Source organism: Pseudomonas fluorescens, from assembly GCF_001708445.1.
GTDB lineage: Bacteria > Pseudomonadota > Gammaproteobacteria > Pseudomonadales > Pseudomonadaceae > Aquipseudomonas > Aquipseudomonas gorinensis.
This window is the reverse complement of record NZ_CP015637.1, coordinates 4,910,011-4,934,199: the sequence shown is the minus strand read 5'-3', so window position 1 is coordinate 4,934,199 and position 24,189 is coordinate 4,910,011. Positions and strand designations below refer to the sequence as shown.

The 24,189-nt window shown below is 55.3% G+C and carries 21 protein-coding genes and 2 pseudogenes; 14 read left to right on the top strand and 9 right to left on the bottom strand.

Annotated elements, in window-relative coordinates:
* Window positions 1–51 precede the first annotated feature (51 nt).
* Both A7317_RS21845 and A7317_RS31390 read left to right on the top strand, forming a co-directional pair.
* A pseudogene (locus tag A7317_RS21845) lies at window positions 52–756 on the top strand (mechanosensitive ion channel domain-containing protein); the annotation flags it as partial.
* A gap of 75 nt (window positions 757–831) precedes the next feature.
* Entirely contained in the window at window positions 832–1,170 is a 339-nt protein-coding gene (locus A7317_RS31390; RefSeq protein WP_081329238.1) for a helix-turn-helix domain-containing protein, read from the top strand.
* A 382-nt stretch (window positions 1,171–1,552) separates the two neighbouring features.
* Here A7317_RS31390 and A7317_RS21835 read toward each other — a convergent pair whose 3' ends face one another.
* Window positions 1,553–2,284, bottom strand: a complete 732-nt coding sequence (locus A7317_RS21835; protein WP_069076815.1) for a hypothetical protein — start codon at window positions 2,282–2,284, stop codon at window positions 1,553–1,555.
* A 184-nt stretch (window positions 2,285–2,468) separates the two neighbouring features.
* Window positions 2,469–3,089: a hypothetical protein gene (locus A7317_RS21830; RefSeq protein WP_069076814.1), complete on the bottom strand. Its 621-nt coding sequence runs from the start codon at window positions 3,087–3,089 to the stop codon at window positions 2,469–2,471.
* A 418-nt stretch (window positions 3,090–3,507) separates the two neighbouring features.
* Between A7317_RS21830 and A7317_RS21825 the strand changes: the two genes are divergently transcribed.
* The 4 genes from A7317_RS21825 to A7317_RS30220 all read left to right on the top strand — a co-directional run bounded on the left by A7317_RS21825 (window position 3,508) and on the right by A7317_RS30220 (window position 8,122).
* Window positions 3,508–5,139, top strand: a complete 1,632-nt coding sequence (locus A7317_RS21825) for a dsDNA nuclease domain-containing protein (protein WP_069076813.1) — start codon at window positions 3,508–3,510, stop codon at window positions 5,137–5,139.
* A gap of 101 nt (window positions 5,140–5,240) precedes the next feature.
* The gene (locus A7317_RS21820; RefSeq protein ID WP_069076812.1) at window positions 5,241–7,382 is read left to right on the top strand and encodes a DEAD/DEAH box helicase; all 2,142 of its coding nucleotides are present in this window, start codon (window positions 5,241–5,243) and stop codon (window positions 7,380–7,382) included.
* Between the two features lie 102 nt (window positions 7,383–7,484).
* Window positions 7,485–7,814 carry a hypothetical protein gene (locus A7317_RS21815; RefSeq protein ID WP_069076811.1) on the top strand — a complete coding sequence of 110 codons (330 nt, stop codon included), beginning with the start codon at window positions 7,485–7,487 and terminating at the stop codon, window positions 7,812–7,814.
* A gap of 59 nt (window positions 7,815–7,873) precedes the next feature.
* Window positions 7,874–8,122: a hypothetical protein gene (locus tag A7317_RS30220; protein ID WP_237141776.1), complete on the top strand. Its 249-nt coding sequence runs from the start codon at window positions 7,874–7,876 to the stop codon at window positions 8,120–8,122.
* A gap of 272 nt (window positions 8,123–8,394) precedes the next feature.
* Here the strand turns inward: A7317_RS30220 and A7317_RS31195 are convergent, their stop codons facing one another.
* Entirely contained in the window at window positions 8,395–8,820 is a 426-nt protein-coding gene (locus tag A7317_RS31195) for a hypothetical protein (protein ID WP_237141775.1), read from the bottom strand.
* 72 nt (window positions 8,821–8,892) lie between these two features.
* Between A7317_RS31195 and A7317_RS21800 the strand changes: the two genes are divergently transcribed.
* Window positions 8,893–9,330, top strand: coding sequence for a hypothetical protein (locus tag A7317_RS21800; RefSeq protein WP_069076809.1), 438 nt, complete (start codon window positions 8,893–8,895; stop codon window positions 9,328–9,330).
* Between the two features lie 168 nt (window positions 9,331–9,498).
* On the opposite strand, the gene A7317_RS30215 is transcribed toward A7317_RS21800, so the two are convergent.
* Window positions 9,499–12,546, bottom strand: coding sequence for an NACHT domain-containing protein (locus A7317_RS30215; RefSeq protein ID WP_081329237.1), 3,048 nt, complete (start codon window positions 12,544–12,546; stop codon window positions 9,499–9,501).
* A 66-nt stretch (window positions 12,547–12,612) separates the two neighbouring features.
* Window positions 12,613–12,819: a hypothetical protein gene (locus tag A7317_RS21790; RefSeq protein ID WP_069076807.1), complete on the bottom strand. Its 207-nt coding sequence runs from the start codon at window positions 12,817–12,819 to the stop codon at window positions 12,613–12,615.
* A gap of 461 nt (window positions 12,820–13,280) precedes the next feature.
* Here A7317_RS21790 and A7317_RS21785 point away from each other — a divergent pair.
* A pseudogene (locus tag A7317_RS21785) lies at window positions 13,281–13,886 on the top strand (mechanosensitive ion channel family protein); the annotation flags it as partial.
* A 165-nt stretch (window positions 13,887–14,051) separates the two neighbouring features.
* Here A7317_RS21785 and A7317_RS21780 read toward each other — a convergent pair.
* The 3 genes from A7317_RS21780 to A7317_RS21770 form a co-directional block, all read right to left on the bottom strand.
* Window positions 14,052–14,918, bottom strand: a complete 867-nt coding sequence (locus A7317_RS21780) for a carboxylate/amino acid/amine transporter (protein WP_069076806.1) — start codon at window positions 14,916–14,918, stop codon at window positions 14,052–14,054.
* Between the two features lie 202 nt (window positions 14,919–15,120).
* Window positions 15,121–15,720: an FMN-dependent NADH-azoreductase gene (locus A7317_RS21775; protein ID WP_069076805.1), complete on the bottom strand. Its 600-nt coding sequence runs from the start codon at window positions 15,718–15,720 to the stop codon at window positions 15,121–15,123.
* Between the two features lie 151 nt (window positions 15,721–15,871).
* Entirely contained in the window at window positions 15,872–16,186 is a 315-nt protein-coding gene (locus tag A7317_RS21770; RefSeq protein ID WP_024076806.1) for a 3-phosphoglycerate kinase, read from the bottom strand.
* Between the two features lie 49 nt (window positions 16,187–16,235).
* On the opposite strand from A7317_RS21770, the gene A7317_RS21765 reads away from it, so the two are divergent.
* From A7317_RS21765 to aqpZ, 5 genes are all read left to right on the top strand, one after another.
* Window positions 16,236–17,159, top strand: a complete 924-nt coding sequence (locus A7317_RS21765) for a LysR family transcriptional regulator (protein WP_024076807.1) — start codon at window positions 16,236–16,238, stop codon at window positions 17,157–17,159.
* A gap of 14 nt (window positions 17,160–17,173) precedes the next feature.
* Window positions 17,174–17,977 (top strand): alpha/beta fold hydrolase, encoded by an 804-nt coding sequence (locus A7317_RS21760; RefSeq protein ID WP_069076804.1) that lies wholly within the window; start codon window positions 17,174–17,176, stop codon window positions 17,975–17,977.
* Between the two features lie 3 nt (window positions 17,978–17,980).
* On the top strand, window positions 17,981–18,544 hold the full coding sequence (locus tag A7317_RS21755; protein ID WP_003210708.1) for a peptidylprolyl isomerase A: 564 nt from the start codon (window positions 17,981–17,983) through the stop codon (window positions 18,542–18,544).
* A gap of 83 nt (window positions 18,545–18,627) precedes the next feature.
* The gene (locus A7317_RS21750; protein WP_024076809.1) at window positions 18,628–20,460 is read left to right on the top strand and encodes an ABC transporter ATP-binding protein; all 1,833 of its coding nucleotides are present in this window, start codon (window positions 18,628–18,630) and stop codon (window positions 20,458–20,460) included.
* 188 nt (window positions 20,461–20,648) lie between these two features.
* Window positions 20,649–21,350 carry an aquaporin Z gene (gene aqpZ / locus A7317_RS21745; protein ID WP_024076810.1) on the top strand — a complete coding sequence of 234 codons (702 nt, stop codon included), beginning with the start codon at window positions 20,649–20,651 and terminating at the stop codon, window positions 21,348–21,350.
* Window positions 21,351–21,362: 12 nt separating this feature from the next.
* On the opposite strand, the gene A7317_RS21740 is transcribed toward aqpZ, so the two are convergent.
* The gene (locus A7317_RS21740; RefSeq protein WP_024076811.1) at window positions 21,363–22,487 is read right to left on the bottom strand and encodes a GNAT family N-acetyltransferase; all 1,125 of its coding nucleotides are present in this window, start codon (window positions 22,485–22,487) and stop codon (window positions 21,363–21,365) included.
* A 283-nt stretch (window positions 22,488–22,770) separates the two neighbouring features.
* Here A7317_RS21740 and A7317_RS21735 point away from each other — a divergent pair, with 283 nt between their 5' ends.
* On the top strand, window positions 22,771–24,093 hold the full coding sequence (locus A7317_RS21735) for a putative porin (protein ID WP_024076812.1): 1,323 nt from the start codon (window positions 22,771–22,773) through the stop codon (window positions 24,091–24,093).
* Window positions 24,094–24,189 lie beyond the last annotated feature (96 nt).

Here is a 24,189-nt window from a genome sequence, read left to right as displayed (position 1 = left end):
TTAAATGCTCTAATCGCCCCGTCTTGTCTTACAGAAGAATCGGTTTCACCCATGGATATCAAACAGTTCTGGCTCAACGTCCAAGACCTTTGGGGCGCCCTCGATCAACACCCGTTGCTGCATGCTGGCCTGGGTATGTTGGTGTTGCTGGTGGTGGCCTTGTTACTGGGCCGGGTGGCGCGCTACCTCATCCTTCACGCCATCAAGCTGCTCGGCAGGCAACCGCCCCTGCATTGGCTCAACGATCTGCGGCACAACAAAGTCTTCCATCGCCTGGCACAGCTGACGCCGTCCCTGGTGATCCAGTTCGGCTTGTACCTGGTGCCAGACCTGAGCAAGACCGCCACCCTGTTTATCGGCAACGTCGCGCTGGCATTCACCCTCCTGTTCATGACGCTGGCCATGAGCGCCCTGCTCAACGCCCTGCTCGACATCTATGCCCGTACCGAACATGCGCGCACGCGCTCGATCAAGGGGTATGTGCAACTGGCGAAGATGGTGCTGTTTGTCTTTGCCGCAATCATCATCGTCGCCACCCTGATCGACCGCTCGCCGTTGCTGCTGCTGTCGGGCCTGGGCGCCATGTCGGCGGTGATCCTGTTGGTGTACAAGGACACCCTGCTGTCGTTCGTCGCCAGCGTGCAGCTCACCAGCAACGACATGCTGCGGGTGGGCGACTGGATCGAAATGCCGCAGGTCGGTGCCGACGGCGATGTGGTCGATATCACCCTGCACACCGTCAAGGTGCAGAACTACGCGTGAGCTTACGCAATTTGACAAGATTCGTGAGCTGACCTTAACTGGACAAGTATCTCATCGGAGACACTTGTCATGCCCTCAATCGCGCTAGCCACAGAGTCTTCATACCGTAAACAGAGCCTGAAAAATGTCCCTCTCTGGGAGCCATGTCAGCCAGCGGAGGCCCACCACTGGCTGGAAATCGATGGCCAACAGGACGACCTCACGGCTCGATATGCAATAAGACCGATCCTGGCGATCAAAATCCCATCCGGGCTTGCCAGGGATCCACATCCAGAGGTCGTCGCAGGCTTGGAGCTGAACGCGGGGATCAAGGTGCTGATGGATCAGGGGCTGAGTCAGGCAGAGGTGGCGAGGCAGCTGGGCGTTGCCCGCCAGACAGTAAGTAATCACTTGAAGCGAAGAAAATGATGACTAGGGCAGTGGTTAAGCGGGAGTTTCTCGGTTGATGAGATAGCTGCTGCCTGGTTGGGCCGTGTTCTTGGTTAGGTTGGGAGAGGTTCCGGGTTTGCCCTCTTTGTGATCAGACTAGCTGGCCAGTCGATAGAAGAACCGCAGATGATGCAGATGCAACAGGGGGACGGCCGCCGCGTTAGGCTGAAAAACCAAACATTCAGTAAGCGACATACATGCGATCCTGCCATCCGGCCGCCGTTGACAATCGTTGCGCGATGCTTTCATCCCACCCCTCGTTCATGAAGCATTTCACGCTCATTCGTACCTAGCCAAACTCCTATGGTGCGGAGTGCGCCAAGATCTTTAGACGCCATAAGTTCTCAGACACGGCGCTGCCTCAAACAGCCTGATCGGCCTTCCTGGCTCGGAGTGGCGGAATCTGCGGTTCGACTCTGCTCAACACGGTTCGGGTTGCCTCGTGGGTGAGCCATCTCGGCCCGGTGACGTCAGGGCCTACCTCCATGGCCCATCTGAGGAATTCTTCTTGCGCCGGTGTGGCGTAGTTTCCATAAATTTTTTCAGTGGCCTGTTTAAGAATCTCTTCAGCAGAACTGCTGTGGCCCCCAAGGGAGTAAATATGCTCCTGAGCAAGGACTTCGACCTTTAAGACGATTTCGCATTGGGCATCTCCGTATTTGCCCATCCCCTTATCGAAATGCTTAATCGAATTCTTGTGCTTCTCAATCGTTGCCTGGAAGTCCGCGTCGCGGAACAACGCCCACAGGTTGACAATGATCTCGTCTTGCCGAGGCCGCCGTTCGAAGATAAGGCCCTGCATGCCTTGACCGGGCGGAGGAACGCCTTCCTTGAAAGTCTTGGCAACATCCAGGTCGAACGTCCACGACGAAATTTTCTCTGAAAGGGCCTGCTCACCCAAAAGATTCCAGATGCTGCCTTTTCCAAGAACCATCCGCCGGAAGCACGCTGACGGGACGGATTTGAACTCGATCGGCAGATTGGCGCACTCCCGCTCCAGCGTCTGTCCACGTCGCCATGCAACCTTTGGATCGCCACCAATCTGCCAGTCGCTGATGGCCTGAAGAAGAGAAAGCGAGAACAGCTCATTCATCGTGGCAAAACCTCTAACCCAGCTTGATTGGCAATTGAATTGAAAAAAGCAGGTGCGCTGGAATGGCCGATAAACCAGGATTGCATCGTAGTAAGTACCTCTTTTCGGCACAATTTGGACGCTGATGATTGGCCTGAGACGCTAACCTGGCACACTTCAGGTGACTCACTGAGACGGTATCGCGTTAGAAAGGGAGCGGTTCGGCCGGCATCAATTCATATCGCATAAGCGCGCGCGCCCACGAATCGCCTTTGATCGCTGCTTGCTTAATCGAAGAAGGCGATGTTGCCATCCACTTACCGATCCGGGGCTTGACGAGAGGTTGGGCCATTCGGGCCTTGCAAGCCGCCAAGAACGGCACCATCTTTTCGATGATGTGCGGCTGAAGATTAGCAACCTCCGACGAGGCATAACGAGCTTCAGGAGCGTACCTCAACCCTTTGGGCATGCGATAACCCACATCCCAACATAACGCCGGCATCTCACATGCTTGAAAGCTTGAGCCCATCGGCAGGTAGTACGTCCCCGGATCAATGACTGCGCCATCTAATTCGATCCAATAATGTGAGTGCTCACCGGAATCGGATCCATACCCTTGCATGGTCGCTTGACGTTGATCTCGAGAAACGACAAAGGCCAGAAAATTCCCCCCCACGATTGTAGGCTTGTGCCCCATGGCCTGAAGGAGACTGTGCACCCCGAACGATGCGTATAGACACCGCTTGTAGTAGTCGTCAGGGAATCGCCCCTTCAGACATCTGTCAACTACGCAGAGAACACGCTCAACTAAGACAGCATCAACCAAAACAAGCTCCTTCTCGATGACGGTGACTACATGTAGTGGCCATTACATGGCATGGACTTGGTTATGTCTACCGTTAAGGCTTCATCACGCTCGCCGCGTCTCGCTATAAATAACATCAGCACGTTTAAAGACCTGGACGGATAGGATATAGCCATTAGGGACGGGGTCAGCATGCAAGAATCGTAAGACCCATGTCAGTAGCTGAGTTTGTTGACTGGATGCAGGACACCTTCATCCAGTGATTCTTAGCAGTTACCCTCTGAATCGGTGCGGGCAATCGTCGATTTGCTCAGTATTGCCGATAGCCGGCCAATTGCCATTAATGGTAGCGTTACGTTATTAGCAGGCTCCGTATTTTTCACCTAGGCTGATCAAACGGGCGCCCATTTCTGGAAATTTCTCGCGATACAGGGATGTCATGGTGCGTATTACTAGCCCATCCAACAAAGGTGGGCCCGCTGCGAGGCAAGGCTTCAAGTATCAAGATCATGTAGCCGTCAGCTTCATTTTCAAGATGCTGCGCGATAGCAGTTACACCCAGGTAGAGTGCGAGACCGCCGACGATATCGTGGCCGTATTCCAGTGCGGGGGTCAGCTCGTCAACGAGTACATTCAGGTCAAGACGACTGAGGGTGACCACAAATGGAATATGGACGAGGTGACCGAGCTGGATGGCACCAAAGCAAACTCGTCCTTGCTCCACAAATCGCTGAAGTGCGATGTGCGCCCAGGCCTTGCTCGCTTCCGAATCGTGACCAAGCGCGACGTCGCGAAGATTCTCGACGGTTTCAAAACGGAGCTGGACAAGAGGGTTCTGCCTGACACCACCACAGCCCGAGGCAAAGTTCTGCTACGGAAATTCAAGACATTCATCTCCCCACAAAATCGGAATTTCGCCTACTGGGCAGAGAACTCCGTCTGGCAGGTCTACGGTGATGTGGAAGCACTGGAAGCGGTCAACATCAAGGCTCTTTCCAAGCTTGCTGAGGATTTCGGGAACCGTCCCAACAATACCCAGATGCAGGCAATTTACGATGATTTCTTGGAGATGGCTGACAAGGCTGCCACGGCCAACGTGAAAACTGCAGCATCGACGAAGATCATTCTGCGGGAACCGACCCTGGCCCACCTGAAGCAGCTATTAGAGTCGGCTGATGACAAGTCAACGGCTACAGCCAAACCCTATAAAAAGCGGCCAGATCCCTTCCTTGTCGAGTTTCATGCAAGCACCGAAGAAGGTCTGCTGCACTCATTTTCCGGCTTTGACGTACGCTATGCGCTGAAGGCGTGGCGGCATGATGGTTTTGCTAAACATCTCGTCGAATGGCTCCCGGAATTTTCCCTCAAGGCGAGCGAGATCGTGAACATCCTCGCGCACAATGCCGAAGCCATCTTGGCACGATCCATCAATGCGTTTACCGACAGCGAACTGCCTCGCGACAGGCTGATCGCCGAACTGATCCTCCACGCCATCCTGCGTAGCCGCCAAAACAGCGAGCCTGTCGCGTGCAAGGTCTTCTACAAATCCTCAGGCAAGCTTTCCGAGTTTGGCAACGCTCACATCGTGCAGATACCTGGCCAAGACGATCAGTTATGGCTCGGGCTCGCGCGCCTGATCCAGGCAGGTGCCATGGACGCGACCCTGGCACAGATCTGCGGCGTCCTAGACGCCACCATATCGGAGACGGCGTTGTCGTCGGAACGCGAAATCATTATCAACCTGCGCGAGCCCCTTCACCATCAACCGAAAGCGGACGCCTTCAATCAGGCACTGCACAAAAACTCGCCAGTCGATGACATGATGAACGTCCTCTGCTTTCCCATCCTGTTGACCTACGACAGTCACGCACTCTCGTCAGGTTGGCTCGCTGATTACGTGAACCATCTTAGAAAGGAGATCGAGGCCCACTTCAGCACCTTCACCAAACAGCTGCCACAGAACATCAAGCAAGTGAAGGTCATGGTCTTCCTTGTGCCGATGGAAAGCATCGAGAAGCTGGTCAATGAATTCAATACCCGGTGCAAAACACTTGGAGACCTGCAGGCATAAGCTGAGGCCTGTGTTCGATCTGCACGGCTGAAAACACTACAGGGTGAAGGCATGCCGAGCTGGTTAAGCCGGCTTCGGTGAACTCAAGGAACGATGCGGTAATGAACTACGAAACGATCAAGAACAGCCTGGCGAACCTCAGCGATGAAGGCGCTTCGACAGTCGATGTGCTGCTTGCCATCAACGCCATCGTCAACAGAAGCAACGCTGAGTGGGAAGGACGCGACCTGGTGATCCGCGCGCTCGACAAGTTCGCGCTTTTTGACGTAGTCGAACAATCGCTCTTGCTCAACATGGTGCGAGCCGTTGGGCTATTTCCTTACATCACGCCACATCTGAGCAACATGGCCCTGTCTGACCGCTTGGCTTACGAGGCTCACAGGGTTGAGGGTGTGGAACCAGGCATGGTGTTTCATCACCTTCAGGCCCACGTTTTCAGCTTGATCATGCAGGGCCGAAACGTCGTCTTGAGCGCCTCCACCAGCGTCGGTAAAAGCTTGGTCATCGACGCGGTACTTGCCCAGCGCCGGTTCAAGAAGGTAGTGGTGATCGTTCCTACCATCGCGCTGATTGACGAAACCCGGCGCCGCTTGGTCAAGCGCTTCAGAGACTTCAACCTGATCACACACCCCAGCCAGGAAGCCGTGCCCGACGTCACCAACGTCTACCTCCTGACGCAGGAGCGCGTTATTCAGCGTCCTGATCTGGATGATGTGGAGTTCTTCGTGCTGGACGAATTTTACAAAATCGATTTGGGAGGCGATAAGGATAAGAGCACACGCGCCGTCGATCTGAGCTTGGCATTCCACAAGCTCGCAAAGACCGGAGCGCAGTTCTACATGCTCGGGCCGCACATTCAGAAGATCTCTGGGTTGGACGGTTACGAGTACCATTTTATCCCGTCCGACTACAGCACCGTCGCGGTCGATATCCAGAATTTCAATCTGGGCATGCGTTCAGAGGAGCGAACACAGAAACTCCTGGAACTGGTCAGGACGCTGGAATCCCCTACCCTGATCTACTGTCAGGCGCCGGCAAGCGCAAACAGGGCTGCAGAATATCTGATCCAGGATGCCGGGTTGACCCCGGTGCCAGAGACGCAGGAAATCGCTGCATGGATCTCCAAGCATTACCACCCAGAATGGAACGTTGCCAAGGCGATCGCCCTAGGTATCGGAATACACCATGGCGGGGTGCCTCGCGCGCTGCAGCAATACATCGTCAAGCTGTTCAACGAAGGCGTCATCAAGCGAATCATCTGCACATCGACGATGATCGAGGGCGTCAATACCTCGGCTGAGAACGTCATCATTTACGACCGCCGCCTCAAAACGTCGACGTTCGACTACTTTACCTACAAGAACATTTCCGGGCGCGCTGGTCGCATGAACAAATACTTCATCGGCAAGGTGTTTATGCTCGAAGCCCCGCCTATTGAGCAGGGACTGACGGTCGAGTACCCCATCGGCCACCAGGATGAAACCTCACCTATCGGCCTGTTAATGCAACTGGAAAACGAATATCTCACGGACATGTCGAGAGGCCGTCTCCAAGAAGCGTATGCCAACCCGGTGCTGTCACCGGCCACCTTGATCGAAAACCGCCACATCCCTATCGAGCGTCAGGTCGAGGTCGCGAAAACGATCATCACTGACCTTCCTGACAGCCATGAGTTGTTAGGCTGGAAAGGCATTCCTGAGCCGAACCAACTGAATTACTTATGTGAGCTGGTCTACATCTTGGAAGGTAAGAACCTGATGGATTACCTGATCTCGTCTAGTTCTCAGTTGGCCTGGCACATCAATGAACTTCGAAATCAGAAAAACTTGCCGGACTATCTGAGCGAAGCGGTAGAAAATCGGTGGGAGAATGTCTCGGCGAGTGAATCCATTAACCTGCGCCTGAAATTCATCAGGAATATGGTGTGCTTCAGATTACCCCGGGACATCATGGCGATTCACAAAATTCAGGTGGACGTGCTGGAGCAACACGGGTACGAGCCTGGAGACTTCAGCTTCTTCGCTGAACAACTGGAGAACATGTTCCTTGACCCCCTGCTCACCGCACTGGACGAGTATGGAATTCCCCCTCAGATTTCAACCAAGATCAAGCACCTGATTTTGCCATCAGAGCACCTTAATGATTTGCTGGCAAAACTACGGTCGCTTGCCCCTCGGGTGGAGAGCCTTCAACTTACCCCCTTTGAGAAAGGCCTGATGCAATGGGCGGTCGCGGAAATGTAATGATGGAAGCGATGGACGCGAGCGCTGCAGTAAAGCGCGCCGAGATTCTGGTCTTCCAGCGATTGATAAGTTTGCCGACTAAATCTACGGAGCGGAACGACAATGCCAAACCAACTGGTCATCAAAGGTCAACTTTTTTCATCCCAGACGGAGGCGGAGCGCTTTTTTTATGCAATGCGTGACAAAAATCTCGTTGAGGGTGGAGACATTCAAGGCTCCACTGAATTCGATCTGCTCGAAGACCTGTACGTCCGGTATTGCAAAGCGACCAACTGGCCAACGCCCGGACATCCTGTTGCCTTTTACGCGCGCAATATAGCGCGTGGGGTTGGTGCCCACGGTGGCACTACGCAGGGCTTTGTCGTGAAGTTCAGTGATGGTAGCGAGCAGGAATTTTCCATAAAGAAAGCCGTTAAGGCTGTGGCCACGTAATTACTCCTCCCGACTCAACGAATGTTCTTCTGGTCATCTCAAGACAAGACTACCAACCCATGTCGTACGCACTGATCGGCAATTCCACACTCACAGCCGCCCAGCGCGCCACCGGGGCGGTAGCAGTTAAGACCAGCGATACGATCAACGGAGATCTGTGTGTTTTGGAGAACCTTCTGCAAGGCAATCTCTTCTACGATGATTTTCTCTGCATAGACAACTACAAGCCTGAGCATAGAGACAGCCGGAAACAGCATCAAGACGGCGCGACCTTCACATCAGAGGCCTCAATGGGCCTGCGGATTTGATTTGCTCTGAGGCGCTCATCAAAGATCACCACAATGCCAGGGAAGTAACGGTGCCCATCAACGTAGTCGGGACTTCCCAGCTTCGGGAAAATGTAGGCGAACTGGGTGGGTTTCAATGACCATCCTGGGAAATAGGGCTCATCCGTGAGCCAGCGATTCAGCGAGGCCTTGACCTTGTCAGGACAGATCTGAACCCGCTTGCCTGTACCGATCCGAACCTCGCTCAAGGGGATGGTAGGCACAACGAATGTCACTGCGAATCGGCGATTAGCCTACCAATGGCCAAGATCCCCCGTGTCATCCCATGCCGCTTTCAGGGCCTTGTTCATATAGGTTTCCCCATCCGCCCTGACGCCTATCCGCTGTACGGCCTGTTTGGCCTCGATGGCGATACTCTCTTCTGGGTTGCGAATGAACAGATCACAACGACCATTGCGCAGGTGGCCCTCATCCACGCCAGGCGTGAGTGTCCGCATGCGCTTGATGGTGCTGAATTCCTCAAGCGCGAACCAGTCCTTCAATGTCCAAGCAGCTCCTGCCAAGACGCTCAGCGAAGCGCGCTCGTTGTACCACCATGGATTGTCTTTAAACGCCTTGGTGTAGCGTTCGACAGCTTTGATCCAGGCGGTCAGAAGCTTCTGAACAGATTCGTCATCATCATGGGCGTGGACATGCTTGAGGGTCTTCAACTGCTGCACCGCCTGCTCCTTGCGCAAAGCGCACGCTAACACAGGGCAGGCAGAGCTTGTGTAATTTAGATAGCTTGTAAAGTGTTGCCGCAGAACAGCGCCGAACTGTTGGCCGCGCTGTTGGCGAAGGGCGCGCTGGTAGACGTGTGCGTTGTGCCCATGGTAGGCGTGATGACGCCTTGCACCACACAGCACCAGCCCGGTGCCGACCTGGCGCAGGTTATGGGGTTGGACATGGCCGTATTATGCCAGCTCACCAGTGACCGCTATTTCCAGCAAGTGTCGACGGCAGTGATTCTGGAAGCCATAGGCGAATTTGCACCGGATCATGTCACCCAACCGGCGAAGTTGACGAAAGGCGACATTGTTAACGAAGCCGAACGGCTGAACGATGATACCGGCAGGATGCCCGTTATCTTCCGAGCCGAAGGCCCGCAGCAGACTGAGCAGGATGTGACGACGCAAGCGGACGAAGAGGCGACTGAGGACGCCGCCGCCATGCGGGGCTTAAACATTTAGCCGGGTGCTTGCCAACTGCAAGCAAGCACCCTCGTTATAGCCCATGTACTTCGCTGTTCAATCAGCACCGGTTCCAAGTCAATTCCGCCTTGAGGCGGAAATCAAAAACCCGGTCATGGTAAATGGCCGTGCCCGATTGAAGATCTGGCATCAACCACTATGAGTTGGCTAATTAGCCCCCAGCATTTGCACTAACGAAGTAATCAAACCCTGCGAATGATCTTCATCGCAAAGAGCAATAGCATCCATCTCAGCATCTCTCGAAACTTTATAAAGACTGTCTTGCGCGATTAATACTCCCGCTTTACACATGACGGCAATAAAATCCTCATAAGACCTTTCTGAAACCAAGCTGCTATGAGCTTTGATTTTATTAAGACTTAATGGAGCAAAGCCAAGCCCTTGCCGCATTGACTTTAGGATTTGTTTAACATCAGATTTTGAACGCAATAAAGTCTCCGTTCTTTTATCTTCTCCAGCGTGCAGGAGATGCCTCATTCCTTCATCAAGACTGCAATTCACAAAGATTTCAGACCTCACATTTTCCCTCTTAAAACTTGAAGAACAATTTGAGAATGAGCAGTCTATAAAACGAGTACTATCGTTAGTCTTGCAGTTGAAAAAACCTTGAAAATTTCTAAAAACACTTTGCTCAACCGTGCAGTCAGAAAAATCAATCGATGGAAAGTCGGACAAGATACAAATTCCGGATATTATATTTTCCGTATGAATTCTTTCAATAGTAGAGCGTCTTTCTGAGGCCGTTTTCGGCCCCCAATACTCTATCATAAATGCATGAAGTTCATGGATAGCCTTTTCAGAAGTGATATTTCTACCATTCTTTTTTAATTCACCAAAAATAAACTTTACTTTGTGCTCAATCTCTATTTCTGATGCGTCGGCCTTGTGTAGTTTTGAGCACAACCGCTCGATCAACCCGAAGTTCTCGTTTCTTGCATTTCCCAAAATTGACCTGACAATTATTGCATCGGCGCTGACTGCAGAATCGCTCTTAGAAAATATACTGTACAGTTTATTCAATAATATATGAGAAACATATTCTGGGTGAGAAACGGATGTTGACGAGTTTTTATTTTCAAATAAAAAAAATTTCAGATATGAAGCCCTGCGTGGAGGCGAGGTTTGTCCATTCTTCTGAAGACATATTTCAATGTAGGTCTCAAAGTACTCATCATCCATTGAGTTTTCTTGCTCTACAACTATTTCATTTAATAAGTCGTAGTAATCATCAACGGATATATGGAGTGATTGCTTCTCTATTTCACGCAGCAGTGCCCTGGCCAAGCAATAGTCGAATGGTTCATTGACCTTGAGCCTCTCAGACTCTATTACTTGACTCTCCCAAGGCTCTTTCTTCGTGGATATCAAGAACTGACGCACTACATGAAGGAGGTATGGGTTAACCAATCCATCTTTATTCTTAATTTGAGCAGAAAAATCTTTAATTTTTTTCTTTATCTCCTGCTCGTCTTTTTCTGTGTAGTCATCAATATCGGTAGCAGAAAAACCTTTTATGAAGAGTGTTTCTGAGCCCTTAGTCTTTATGAACCGTGATGCATTAGAATCGCGCGACGTCATCAGAACTCGGCATGAATTCAAGGACTCGTTTAGATTTCCGATGGACTCAAGAAAATCATGCATCTTGAATTTCTCGCCTAACGCTGATTCAATCTCGTCAATCCCGTCAATCATTAATATGATTGAGCCGCAGCTTAGCGCAAGTGAAAATGTCTCATGAGATATGGGCCGCATCTGCCCAGTAATATTCTTTGCATATTCTATATATAGTTTGGAAATTGAATCAATCACTTCGCCGCTGTAGTTTTTTAGAATGTCTGCCTTAGTAATTAGTAGCATTCTTCTTTCTGAACTTCCACGCTTGTTGATTATTTCCGCAAGCCGCAGACAGAATGTTGTTTTTCCTATTCCTCCTTGCCCTAATATGAAAGATATTGGGCTTGACTTTGATTCTTGACCATCAGACTTATAAATAAAAGCCCTTGCATAACTACTACTGACAAGCGCGTCCCCATTGTCTCTATAAATCATCTGATCTACATAATTCTTCGGCGGGGATATGAGTGATATTGCCGTATGCTTTTCGACGACCCTATTAAAAATAAAGTCTCCGATTTCTGCGACGAAAAATTTTTGGCAGCGAGATTTTCTTAAAAGCCCTTCATAAGTTTTCTTTTGGGATTCGTTGATACCCCCTATCGAGGCAATACATACATCAACTCTGACTGGAGAGTGCCGCAATTCTTTAAGAGTAGAACGTATTACCTCCGGGATGCTATGGGCTTTTGAAATATATATGATAATCCAAGAATCACCCATTTCCGGATGCTTATAGATTGAGTATTGGTCACGTGCTGTCGAGTATTGCGCTTTATCTATTGTAGAGTTATTAAATATTTCCTTTGATATTAGGTCAAAATTTATTTCCTTTGAGAAGTTCACATCATAAGTGGGGTGGAAGTAAGAATCCAGGTCTTCGCTGCTCAAGACGAAGGATTCAAAAAAATTAACGCTATTCTCTGCTGCTGCTACTTGGAACTCATCACCTTTATTGACCCCATCATCGGAAGATCCTTTTATCAACACCCATGGCACGCCGGCATTTTGACAGGCGATCCCAAAAGGATATGACTCCATATCGCCACATTTGGCATCTGGAACGGCGGATAAGATTTTATTTTTCAGATCCGAGCTGTTTACAACTTTATCTCCGCACGCAAATACTGCGCCGTTGATTTCGAAGTCGAATTTTCTTGACGATGAATGGCTTATCAGTCTGGCGTATGTTATGGAATCAGATTGAACTGTTCGGGTTCGGTTAGATATCTCATTTTTATTAACTTTTTGCAGCTCATAGTCTGCCGAATGTTGGCATATGCCAACACTCCCTATAGGAAAATCATCTTTTAGTCCGAAGCAGATGCCTAGCTCAATAACCAATGTGGGCTTTAAACTCCTAATCAACAGGGGGAGTCTCTGTGAAACCGAGTCTCTCCCACGTGACCCCATCTCCATGAACCTAGCTATTGAAAAAGGTTTCCCCCCAAAGTATCCATGCTCTACGAGCATTGACTCTACAGTTTCAGTCGAGGTAGCAGAGAATCTAGATTTTAAAGCTTGGTATTCCACATCGGTAATGCAGACTATCAGCGGATTTTTTCCTTCCTGGGATTTCATGATTTTAATCCTTGCTCAATTTCTATTAATTCAATATTCATTTGATTCATGAGATGCATAGTTTTCTCAGGATCGCCCTCTCTCACGCAACGCTCGGCGCATCCTCATGTGCAGGATCGTATGGTCAATCGCCTCGGCAGGGGAAAAACCGCGGGTCTTGAAGACATTACTTTTAAAACGCGACAGGACAAAGCTTGGGCCTTGCGCGACGACAGCATCAGAAAACATACTCCTGCTTCTGTTCCTGTCCATTTCCTGTTCCTGCTCACTCATGCATCAATACCTTAGTTGTTGAAATTTTCTTCGTATGGATTCTTCATTGTTGGGTTTTCGGGCATTTATGCAGAAGCTCGACAAATCGCAGGCACGACGAATACTCCCATGTAGTAGCTTCGGGATAGGATCGTTGTCTGTCTGCATTCCTGTGGCGCGGCTGATCCATGCCAAGCTCCTACCTCCCTCCTCCCTCTAGGCCAGGGTGGCTGGGCATCCGAGTTGTCCTTGTGTAATGTCACAATACTATCGTTATTGCGCCTTGATGGGTAACCCGACAGGCAAGTGTGGCTGCCTAGGAGAGTCGTGTGAGGCTCTGGCAGGAGGAAAGCTTATGGGCTGTGGGCGTTGTGGGGTAACGGGCTGTCTATCGATTTTGGAAAAAATGGACAATGGACAGAAAATCTCAAGCTACTGATTTGCATAGACTTATGGTGTCCATTCAGAGCTTTAGCTCACACGTGAATGACTTCGACAAAACCATCGTCTCCATCCCCACCTGGCGCCTGATGTCCGAGTCGTTCAAGAACTGGCGCGGCATGCAGGCGTCGGGTGGGCGACGCATCAAGCGCAGCCTGTACATCGATGCCAGCGGTGTGCGGTTCCTGCGTGATGATGAAGAAACGCGCATGACCCAGGTGCATCTGCTCACCGACTACATCAGCCGCAAGCAGGCCGAACTCAAGGCCTGGAACGAAGCCCAGGGCCACAGCGCGCAACTGTCGGCCAACCGTCGCCGCATGACCAACCTCGGCACCTTCCGCGCATACGCCCTGGCCTACCTGAAAAGCCACCCGGACATCCAACCGAACATGACCTGCATGGTGCGCCAGATGCAAACCACCGCCCAGGGTGTGCCGTTGGAAATCTACTGCTTCACCCGCACCACCGCGTGGGCGGATTACGAGCGGATCCAGGGGGATATCTTCGATTACTTGCTGGCGGTGCTGCCGGAATTTGGGTTGAGTCTCTATCAACAACCCAGCGGGAATGACTTGCGTGCCGGGGTGTTGCCGGCGGTGTTGGGGGCCAGTCATCTACCCGCCATCGAACAGCATTCGGGTTAACACCGCGTCTTCCGCGGGAGTTTCTGACTTAGCGCTGCCGCGCAGCAAACTGCCCCCTGTGGCGAGCGGGCTTGCCCCGCTCGCCACAACAAGCCTGCTCGCCACAGTTCCTCCTTAACTGACTGGCATTGCGGCTCTCCACAACAGCCCGCTCCCCTGGGCGGGTCAGCGCAGCACTGGCTCCTTGCATGCCCCCAACCGACTGATCCACACCGCCCCCAGAATCACCAGGCCACCCAGCGCCAACCGCCCCAGCGGCTCGTGCTGGTTCCAGATCAGCAGGTTCAGCAGCAGCCCCACCGGCACATGCAAATTGTTCATCACCGCCAAGGTGCCGCCGTTGACCAGGCAGGCCCCCTTGTTCCACCAATACATGCCCAAGGCGGTACTGACCAATCCGAGGAACACCAGCACGCACCATTGCAATGGCGCTTCCGGCAGGAAGTTGGCTTTGCCGAACAACAGGAACGCCGGCAGCACCACCAACAACGCGCCCAGGTAGAAGTAACCGAAGCGTCGATAGTGCGGCAGGTCGCTGGGGTAGCGCGCCACCAGGTGCTTGTACATGACCTGCCCGGCGGCGTAGGTGAAGTTGGCCAGTTGCAGCAACAGGAAGCCCATGAGGAAGTGCGGGGTGATCTGGTCGAAACGGATCACCGCCGCTCCCGTCACCGCCACCAAGGCGGCGATCAGCGCCCAGGGATTGAAGCGGCGGTTGAGCGCGTCTTCGATCAGGGTCACATGCAACGGGGTGAGGATGGTGAATAGCAGCACCTCCGGCACCGTGAGCACACGAAAGCTCAGGTACAGGCACACGTAGGTCACGCCAAACTGCAGCGCGCCAATCACCAGCATGCCGCGCATGAAGGCCGGTTCTACCGAGCGCCAGCGGGTCAACGGGATAAAGACCAGCCCGGCCAGCAGCACACGCACCAGCACCGCGAAGTAGCTGTCGACATGACCGGCGAGGTATTCGCCGATCAAGCTGAAGGAAAATGCCTGAATCAGGGTGACAACCAGTAGATAGCCCATGCGCGCCTCATTTCGAATGGGCGGGACATTAAAGGTTTTCGGCGTTTGACGAAACTCGGGGCAAAAAAAACCCGACCTCGCTATAGCGTCAGTCGGGCAGGAGCACTCAGGAGCAACAAGTGCAAAGGGAGGTTCTTACGCGTACTTGAAGGGTTTGCGTGGAGCGATATAAACACCGCGCGATTATCTGGCGATTAAAGGATCAAGCCACCTGCGCCAGCAGCGCCTTGGCGTGGTTGATGCCCTTTTCCTGGAAGTCACTGCTCAGGTTCACGCCTTCGGCATGAATGAAGGTGACGTCATGGATCCCGATAAAAGCCATGACCTGGCGCAGGTAGGGTTCCTGGTGATCGGAGCTGGCGCCGGCATGGATACCGCCGCGAGCGGTCAACACGACGGCGCGTTTACCGGTGAGCAGGCCTTGGGGCCCCGTGGCGGTGTACTTGAAGGTCACACCCGCACGCAACACGTGGTCCAGCCATGCTTTGAGGGTGCTGGGGATGGCAAAGTTGTACATCGGTGCCGCCATCACCAGCACGTCGGCGGCGAGCAATTCATCGGTCAATTCGTTGGAACGGTCGAGGGAGGCCTGTTCGCTGGGGTTGCGCTGGTCGGCAGGTTTCATCCAACCGCCGAGCAGGTTGGCGTCCAGGTGCGGGACCGGGTCAAGGGCGACGTCACGCACCGTGATCTGATCTGCCGGATGGGTGGCCTGCCATTGGCTGATGAACTGTTGGGTCAGTTGCCGGGAAATCGAATCCTGTTGGCGGGCGCTGCTTTCGATGATCAGAACATTGGACATGGCTTCGTAGGCTCCATCTGCATTTGCTGTAAGGCGATGGAGTGAAGAGTAGACAGAGCCAATTCGATAAAAAAGCGCAAAAAACTGCTATAAACCATCTAGAAATTTGTTTATAAGCGGAGTATTCCTGTCGGGACGCTCCGCTGCTGCTTTATTTCGGGGCGCAGGCCAGGGCGATCCGCATTTTGATGATCGCGCGGTTGAACTTGACGGTGGTGTTGGTGCTTTTACCCGCCGGTACCGTGACCGTGCGTCGACGGGGTGATTCCGGACCGTTGGTAAACGTGACCGAACACACGGCGTCCTTCGTGCCGTAGTTATTCAATTGAATCGAGCTGATGTCGCCGTCCACATCGGAGGCGGTGTAATCGATGCTCACGCCGTCGATTTTTTTAGTCACGTCGATGGGGTAGGCAAAGGCACTCATCGGCAACAGCGCCAGCAACACACAACAGAATTTTCTCATTCGGCAGTCTCCAATAAGGACCGCCAGCTTAGGACAAGAGGAGCTCATCTTGAAAGCGCCCCGCGTTACCCTTGATCAATGGCGCACGCTGCAAGCCGTGGTCGACCATGGCGGCTTCGCCCAGGCGGCTGAAGCGCTGCACCGTTCGCAGTCCTCGGTGAGCTACACCGTGGCCCGCATGCAAGACCAACTCGGCGTTCCGATGTTGCGCATCGACGGGCGCAAGGCGGTGCTGACCGAGGCCGGTGAAGTGCTGTTGCGCCGCTCCCGGCAACTGGTGAAAAACGCCAGTCAACTGGAAGACCTGGCCCACCATATGGAACAGGGCTGGGAGGCCGAAGTGCGCCTGGTGGTCGATGCCGCCTACCCGAATGCGCGCCTGGTGCGTGCCTTGACGGCCTTTATGCCGCAAAGCCGCGGTTGTCGCGTGCGCTTGCGTGAAGAGGTGCTGTCGGGCGTCGAAGAGCTGTTGATGGAAGGCGTGGCCGACCTGGCGATCAGCAGTTTCAGCATTCCCGGCTACCTGGGCACGGAAATGAGCGATGTGGAGTTCATCGCCGTGGCCCATCCCGAGCATGCCTTGCACCGCATGAACCGCGAGTTGAGCTTCCAGGACCTGGAAAGCCAGATGCAGGTGGTGATCCGCGATTCAGGTCGCCAGCAGCCGCGCGATGTGGGCTGGCTTGGCGCCGAGCAGCGCTGGACCGTCGGCAGCCTGGCCACCGCCGCCGCCTTTGTCGGCAGCGGCCTGGGCTTTGCCTGGCTGCCCCGGCACATGATCGAACGCGAACTCGCCGAAGGCGTGCTCAAGCAGCTACCCTTGGAACAGGGCGGCAGCCGCCATCCGACGTTCTACCTGTATTCAAACAAGGACAAACCCTTGGGCCCAGCCACGCAGATCCTGGTGGAGCTGCTGCGCACGTTCGACACGGCCCCCTTGGACGCCCCTTTCGCCGCCCCGCAGCAAGCCTGAAACGGAGTTCAAGCATGGCCTGGTTCGACCACGAAGGCTGCAACCTGCATTACGAGGAATACGGTCACGGCACGCCGCTGATCCTCATCCATGGCCTGGGCTCCAGCAGCCAGGATTGGGAGCTGCAGATCCCGGTGCTGGCCAGGCATTACCGCTTGATCGTGGTGGATGTACGCGGCCATGGGCGCTCCGACAAACCTCGAGAGCGCTACAGTATCCAGGGCTTTACCTTCGACCTGCTCGCCCTGATCGAACACCTGGACCTGCCGCCCGCCCATGTGGTGGGCTTGTCCATGGGGGGGATGATCGCCTTCCAGCTGGCGGTGGACGAGCCCGGCCTGGTCAAGAGCCTGTGCATCGTCAACAGCGCGCCCGAGGTCAAGGTTCGCAGTGCCGATGATTACTGGCAGTGGGCCAAGCGCTGGACCCTCGCGCGCGTGCTCAGCCTGGCCACGATCGGCAAGGCTCTCGGCGACCGGCTGTTCCCCAAACCGCACCAGGCCGACCTGCGCCGCAAGATGGCCGAACGCTGGGCAAAAAACGACAAACGTGCTTATCTCGCCAGCTTCGACGCGATTGTGGGCTGGGGCGTACAGGAACGACTTTCGAGGATTACCTGTCCAACCCTGGTCATCAGCGCCGACCACGACTACACCCCCGTGGCGCAGAAAGAAATCTATGTAAAACTGCTGCCCGATGCGCGGCTGGTGGTGATCGAGGATTCCCGCCATGCCACGCCCTTGGACCAACCCGAAGTCTTTAACGCTACGTTGCTCGATTTTCTAAAGACAGTCGAAACCACTACCCAGGATCACTGACCCATGCTGAAAAAAATCGCCTTCTTCGCCGGTTCCGTATTGTTCGCTGCCAACCTGATGGCGGCCGAGCCTGCCAAGGCGCCGCACGTACTGATCACCACCACCAATGGCGACATTGAAATCGAACTGGACCCGGTCAAGGCGCCGATCAGTACCAAAAACTTCCTGGCCTACGTCGACAAGGGCTTCTACACCAACACGATTTTCCACCGCGTGATCCCGGGCTTCATGGTCCAGGGCGGCGGGTTCACCCAGCAGATGTCGCAAAAACCGACCGAAGCGCCGATCAAGAACGAAGCCAGCAATGGCTTGCACAACGTACGTGGCACCTTGTCCATGGCGCGCACCAACGATCCGAACTCGGCCACCAGCCAATTCTTCATCAACGTCGCCGACAATGCCTTCCTCGATCCAGGTCGCGACGCCGGTTATGCCGTGTTCGCCAAGGTAGTCAAGGGCATGGACGTGGTCGACATCATCGTCAACTCGCAGACCACCACCAAGCAAGGCATGCAGAACGTGCCTATCGATCCTGTCCTGATCAAGTCGGCCAAGCGCATCGACTGAGGTCTGCAGGTAGTTCCGTGCGGCGCCCACCAGGCACCGCACGCATTTGAACAGGAGAGCCCGCCAGGCGGGCGTCAACCCTAATGCTCTATCGTCGTTTTGAACAACTGATCGACATCTTCCGCGAAGCCCCCAGCGCGGCCCCTCCCGATAAAGTCCTGCCCTTCTATCTCTATTACCTGCGCCAGGTGTGGCCGAGTTTTGCCGCGCTGCTGGTGGTGGGCCTGATCGGTGCGCTGATCGAGGTCGCGCTGTTCAGCTACCTGAGCCGCATTATCGACCTGGCCCAGGGGACGCCCCCGGCGAACTTCTTCCAGTTGCATAGCACCGAACTGATCTGGATGGCTGTGGTGGCCCTGCTGCTGCGCCCGATCTTCGGCGCCCTGCATGACCTGCTGGTGCACCAGACCATCAGCCCCGGCATGACCAGCCTGATCCGCTGGCAGAACCACAGCTACGTGCTCAAGCAGAGCCTGAATTTCTTCCAGAACGACTTCGCCGGGCGTATTGCCCAGCGCATCATGCAGACCGGCAACTCCCTGCGCGACTCCGCTGTCGCGGCGGTGGATGCGATCTGGCACGTGGCGATATATGCGATCAGCTCGCTGGTGTTGTTTGCCGAAGCCGACTGGCGCCTGATGATCCCGCTGGTGACCTGGATCGTCTGCTACAGCCTGGCGCTGCGCTACTTCGTGCCCAGGGTGAAAGAGCGCTCGGTGATTTCCTCCGAGGCGCGCTCCAAATTGATGGGCCGGATTGTCGACGGCTACACCAACATCACCACCTTGAAGCTGTTTGCTCACACCCATTACGAGCAGCAATACGCCAAGGAAGCGCTCATCGAGCAGACCGAAAAAACCCAACTGGCCAGCCGCGTGGTGACCAGCATGGACGTGGTGATCACCACCATGAACGGCCTGCTGATCGTCACCACCACTGGCCTGGCCCTGTGGTTGTGGACCCACTCGCTGATTTCCGTAGGCGCGATTGCCCTGGCGACCGGCCTAGTGATTCGTATCGTCAACATGTCCGGCTGGATCATGTGGGTGGTCAACGGCATCTTCGAAAACATCGGCATGGTGCAGGACGGCTTGAAAACCATCGCCCAGCCACTGGCGGTAATCGACCGCGAAAACGCCCCGCGCCTGAGCGTCCCCCATGGGGAAGTGCGCTTCGAGCAGGTGGATTTTCACTATGGCAAGAAGAGCGGGATCATTGGCGGCCTGAACCTGACCATCAAGGCCGGGGAAAAAATCGGCCTGATCGGCCCGTCCGGCGCGGGCAAATCGACCCTGGTCAACCTGCTGCTGCGCCTCTACGACCTGCAGGGCGGGCGCATCCTGATCGACGGCCAGGACATCGCCGAGGTTGCCCAGGAATCCCTGCGCGAACAGATCGGCATGATCACCCAGGACACCTCGCTGCTGCACCGCTCGATCCGCGACAACCTGCTGTATGGCAAACCGGATGCGACCGATGAAGAACTCTGGGCCGCCGTGCACAAGGCGCGCGCCGATGAGTTCATCCCGCTGCTGTCGGATGCCGAAGGACGTACCGGGCTGGATGCACACGTGGGTGAGCGCGGGGTCAAACTCTCCGGCGGCCAGCGGCAACGGATTGCCATCGCCCGCGTACTGCTCAAGGACGCGCCGATCCTGATCATGGACGAAGCCACGTCGGCGCTGGACTCGGAAGTGGAAGCCGCCATCCAGGAAAGCCTGGAGACCCTGATGCAAGGCAAGACGGTGATTGCGATTGCGCACCGATTGTCGACCATCGCACGCATGGATCGCCTGGTGGTGCTGGAGAAGGGCCAGATCGCCGAGAGCGGCAGCCATGCCGAGCTGCTGGCCCATGGCGGGCTGTATGCGCGGTTGTGGCAACACCAGACTGGCGGGTTTGTCGGTATCGATTGAAAACTGCCGGGCCTACGCAACTCAAAATGTGAGAGGGAGGGAGCTTGCTCCCTCCCCCATGAGTACCCTGGATTTGTGCCGGAACCGTGCTGTACTCAGTGCAGTGCCCAGGCGGGCGCTGAAGTAAATCCGCAGGGAGCATCACTGATTTACTGATTCGGTAGAGCGATCTATCAAGGACGGGTTGCATGTCTTTGTTCAAGCGTTCAGTCACAGAAGGGTTGGGCACGTTTTGGCTGGTGTTGGGCGGTTGCGGGAGTGCGGTGTTGGCCGCGGCGTTTCCCGCCGTCGGCATCGGGTTGTTGGGTGTAGCCCTGGCGTTCGGGCTCACGGTGCTGACCATGGCCGTCGCCATCGGACACATCAGCGGTTGTCACCTGAACCCGGCGGTATCGGTGGGGCTGGTGGTGGGCGGGCGGTTTCCGGCCAGGGAATTACCGGCCTACATCGTGGCCCAGGTAATTGGCGGCACGGTCGCCGCAGCGCTGCTGTACTTCATCGCCAGCGGCAAGCCAGGGTTTGAACTGGCGTCGGGCCTGGCCTCCAACGGCTATGCCGAACATTCGCCGGGGGGCTACTCATTGGCTGCGGGGTTTGTCTGTGAGTTAGTGATGACGACGATGTTCGTGCTGATCATCCTTGGCGCCACCGACCCTCGTGCCCCGAAGGGCCTCGCACCGATCGCCATCGGCCTGGCCCTGACCTTGATCCACCTGATCTCCATCCCCGTGACCAACACCTCGGTCAACCCGGCCCGCAGTACGGGCCCGGCGCTGATCGTGGGCGGGTGGGCGATCCAGCAGTTGTGGATGTTCTGGCTCGCGCCGATTCTCGGCGCGGTGGTCGGCGGTTTTACCTATCGATGGCTGGGCAAGGAGGAGCCGGCCTGAGGCCGCGCGGGTTCAGCCCTGCCGGTAAGGCAGGGCTGCCCTCGCCTCTTCGGCATACGCCAGGATCCCCACCCGCTCGCGCGCCAGGAAATCCTCAACGGCTTTTTTCAACCCCGGATGACGCAAGTAATGCCATGACCGGGTAATCACCGGCTCAAACCCGCGAATCAACTTGTGCTCGCCCTGGGCGCCGGCGTCGAAACGTTGCAGGCCGTGGGCGATGGCATAGTCCATGCCCTGGTAGAAACAGGTTTCGAAATGCAGGCGGTCAAACTCCGCCAGGCAGCCCCAGTAGCGGCCGTAGAAACTGTCGCCACCGACCAGGCTGAACGCCATGGCCACCGGGCGGGCGCCTTGCTTGGCCAGCACCACGCGGATAGCTTCGGGCATGCGCTCGGCGAGCAGGCTGAAAAACGCGCGGGTCAGGTAGGGCGATTGGCGTCTGACGGCGTAGGTGTTGGCGTAGCAGGCATAGACAAAATCCCATTGCGCTTCGCTCAGTTCATGGCCTTGTAGCCACTCAAATTCAATGCCCTGCCCCGCCACCTGTTCGCGCTCCTTGCGCATCTGTTTGCGCTTGCGTGAACTCAGGGCATCGAGAAAGTCCTGAAAGTCGCGATAGCCACGGTTCTGCCAGTGAAACTGACAACCCAGGCGCTGCATCCAGCCCGGCTGCTGGGCCAGGGCGTCATCGGCCAACGCATCGGTGAAATTGATATGGGCGCCGGAGAGCCCCTCGATTTCCAGGTAGCCCGGCAGGCTTTGGAGCAGTTCAAAAGCGTCGGCGGCATTGGCCGCCAACACGCGCGGTCCGCTGACCGGACTGAAGGGTACGGCCGTCAGCAGCTTGGGGTAATAGTCGATACCGGCACGCTCACAGGCATCCGCCCAGCCGTGATCGAACACGTACTCGCCGTAGGAGTGCCATTTGCGATAGCCGGGTAACGCCGCGACCAGCCGATCGCCCTCCCAGTGCAACAGATGCTCCGGTTGCCAGCCGGAATGGGGGCCGACGCTACCGCTGTCCTCCAGCGCACTCAGGAACGCATGACGCACGAACGGTTGGGCGTGCGGCACCAGGGCATCCCAGGTCTGAGGGGCGGTTTCGGACAGGCTTGGCAGGCGTTGCAACGGCATCGGCATCCTCACTACTTCAGGGCGTGAAAGCCTGGCGAGTATCGCTTATCGCCGGACCCAGTACACCCTCAAATCGCCGGACAAGGCCGCATGCCAATAGTTCCTTCTTAAATAATTTGTCATGTAGATGACATTACTTCGCCACTGCGCCGTCATAAACCATCGCGATACTGACGCCTGTTTTTAGAGCGCCTGGTTCTACCGGGCGGCTATTTTTTCCGTCCGTCCTCGGTCGGTTGTGTCCTGGATGGTTTGCCATCCCTCCTCACTTTCGGAGATTGATATGCGTCTTGCTTCCACTAAAACTGCGGCGGTCCTGTGCGGTGGCCTGTTACTGGCCCTGAGCGTTCCTGCCAGCGCCGCAGTCGACGCTAAATTGCTCGACATGCTCAAGGCCAACGGCCAGATCACCGCAGCGCAGTACACCGAACTGCAAGCTGAACTGGCCAAGGATCAGAAAGAAAAGCAGATCGCTCAGCAAGCTCAACAAGAGACCAACGAACAGATCGCGGCCACCGCGAAAAAAACCAACGACCTCAGCGTCTTCGATCAGAAGCTGGCATGGGCCGCGAAGACGCAGTTCAAGGGTGACGTACGTTTCCGCCAGGAGACCGTGAAGATCCAGGGCGAATCCAACAACGGTGGCCGTGACAAGGACCGTCAGCGCATTCGTGCCCGCCTGGGCGCCTACACCGAGATCAACTCCCAGGTCGACACCGGCATCCGTATCGCCACGGGCAGCAGCGACGACGCGCGGTCCACCAACCAGGACCAGGATAACTACTTCGACAAGAAGTCGATCTGGCTGGACCTTGGCTACATCGACTACCACCCCGAGCAGATCAAGAACCTGCACGTGATCGGCGGCAAAATGCTCCAGCCTTGGGTGAACATGGGCGACGTGATCTGGGATAGCGATATCAACCCGGAAGGCCTGGCATTGACCTACAAATACCCACTGGGTAGCAGCGCCGAGCTGTTCGGCAGCATCGGTAACTACAACCTCAAGGACAACGTCGACGGCGACGGCGTGCAATTTCGCCACGACCTGCGCCTGACTTCCGGCCAGTTGGGTACACGCTTCTCGGTGACCGACAACCTGAAAATGACCCTGGGCGGCAGCATCTACGCCTACCAGAACGACGAAAACAGCGCCTGTACCACCACCAGCACACCTTGCGCACTGGCGGTCAACGGCAACTCGCCAAACGAACAATTCCGCCTGTACGAAGGGTTTGCCCAGGCAGACATCGGCGGCCTGGCCGTGCCACTGGCGTTCTACGGCCAGTACGTGAAGAACAACGACGCCTCCAACGACCAGGACACTGCGTGGTTGCTGGGTGCCAAGTCCAAGGTGTTCGGCTTCAACCTGGACTACAACTACCGCGATACGCAACGTAACGCTGTTGTAGGCGCCTTCACCGATTCGGACTTCGGCAACGGCACCACCGGTTCGCGCGGCCACAAGATGAAGGTCAGCTACGACATCGACAAAAACTTCGCCGTCGGCGCCACGTACTTCCTGACCAAGGCTGACTACGCCAGCCGCACTCAGCGCGACGCCAACACCAACACCCTGCAGTTGGATGCTGAAGCCAAGTTCTGAATACCCGTGTGACAAGCCTTGGGCCAGGACGGCCCGAGGTGGCTGTAACAGCCTTGCGTGGGTGAATCGGTCCCCATCATCCGTTCGACTCACCCA

Coding starts and splice junctions, on each gene's coding strand:
- A7317_RS21775 (WP_069076805.1), bottom strand. CDS start 15,720: ATGTCCAATGTTCTGATCATCGAAAGCAGCGCCCGCCAACAGGATTCG.
- A7317_RS21815 (WP_069076811.1), top strand. CDS start 7,485: ATGCCAAACCAACTGGTCATCAAAGGTCAACTTTTTTCATCCCAGACG.
- A7317_RS21835 (WP_069076815.1), bottom strand. CDS start 2,284: ATGAATGAGCTGTTCTCGCTTTCTCTTCTTCAGGCCATCAGCGACTGG.
- A7317_RS21735 (WP_024076812.1), top strand. CDS start 22,771: ATGCGTCTTGCTTCCACTAAAACTGCGGCGGTCCTGTGCGGTGGCCTG.
- A7317_RS21790 (WP_069076807.1), bottom strand. CDS start 12,819: ATGAGTGAGCAGGAACAGGAAATGGACAGGAACAGAAGCAGGAGTATG.
- A7317_RS31390 (WP_081329238.1), top strand. CDS start 832: ATGCCCTCAATCGCGCTAGCCACAGAGTCTTCATACCGTAAACAGAGC.
- A7317_RS21770 (WP_024076806.1), bottom strand. CDS start 16,186: ATGAGAAAATTCTGTTGTGTGTTGCTGGCGCTGTTGCCGATGAGTGCC.
- A7317_RS21825 (WP_069076813.1), top strand. CDS start 3,508: ATGGTGCGTATTACTAGCCCATCCAACAAAGGTGGGCCCGCTGCGAGG.
- A7317_RS21780 (WP_069076806.1), bottom strand. CDS start 14,918: ATGGGCTATCTACTGGTTGTCACCCTGATTCAGGCATTTTCCTTCAGC.
- A7317_RS21755 (WP_003210708.1), top strand. CDS start 17,981: ATGCTGAAAAAAATCGCCTTCTTCGCCGGTTCCGTATTGTTCGCTGCC.
- A7317_RS21760 (WP_069076804.1), top strand. CDS start 17,174: ATGGCCTGGTTCGACCACGAAGGCTGCAACCTGCATTACGAGGAATAC.
- A7317_RS30215 (WP_081329237.1), bottom strand. CDS start 12,546: ATGAAATCCCAGGAAGGAAAAAATCCGCTGATAGTCTGCATTACCGAT.
- A7317_RS21750 (WP_024076809.1), top strand. CDS start 18,628: ATGCTCTATCGTCGTTTTGAACAACTGATCGACATCTTCCGCGAAGCC.
- aqpZ (WP_024076810.1), top strand. CDS start 20,649: ATGTCTTTGTTCAAGCGTTCAGTCACAGAAGGGTTGGGCACGTTTTGG.
- A7317_RS30220 (WP_237141776.1), top strand. CDS start 7,874: ATGTCGTACGCACTGATCGGCAATTCCACACTCACAGCCGCCCAGCGC.
- A7317_RS21820 (WP_069076812.1), top strand. CDS start 5,241: ATGAACTACGAAACGATCAAGAACAGCCTGGCGAACCTCAGCGATGAA.
- A7317_RS21740 (WP_024076811.1), bottom strand. CDS start 22,487: ATGCCGTTGCAACGCCTGCCAAGCCTGTCCGAAACCGCCCCTCAGACC.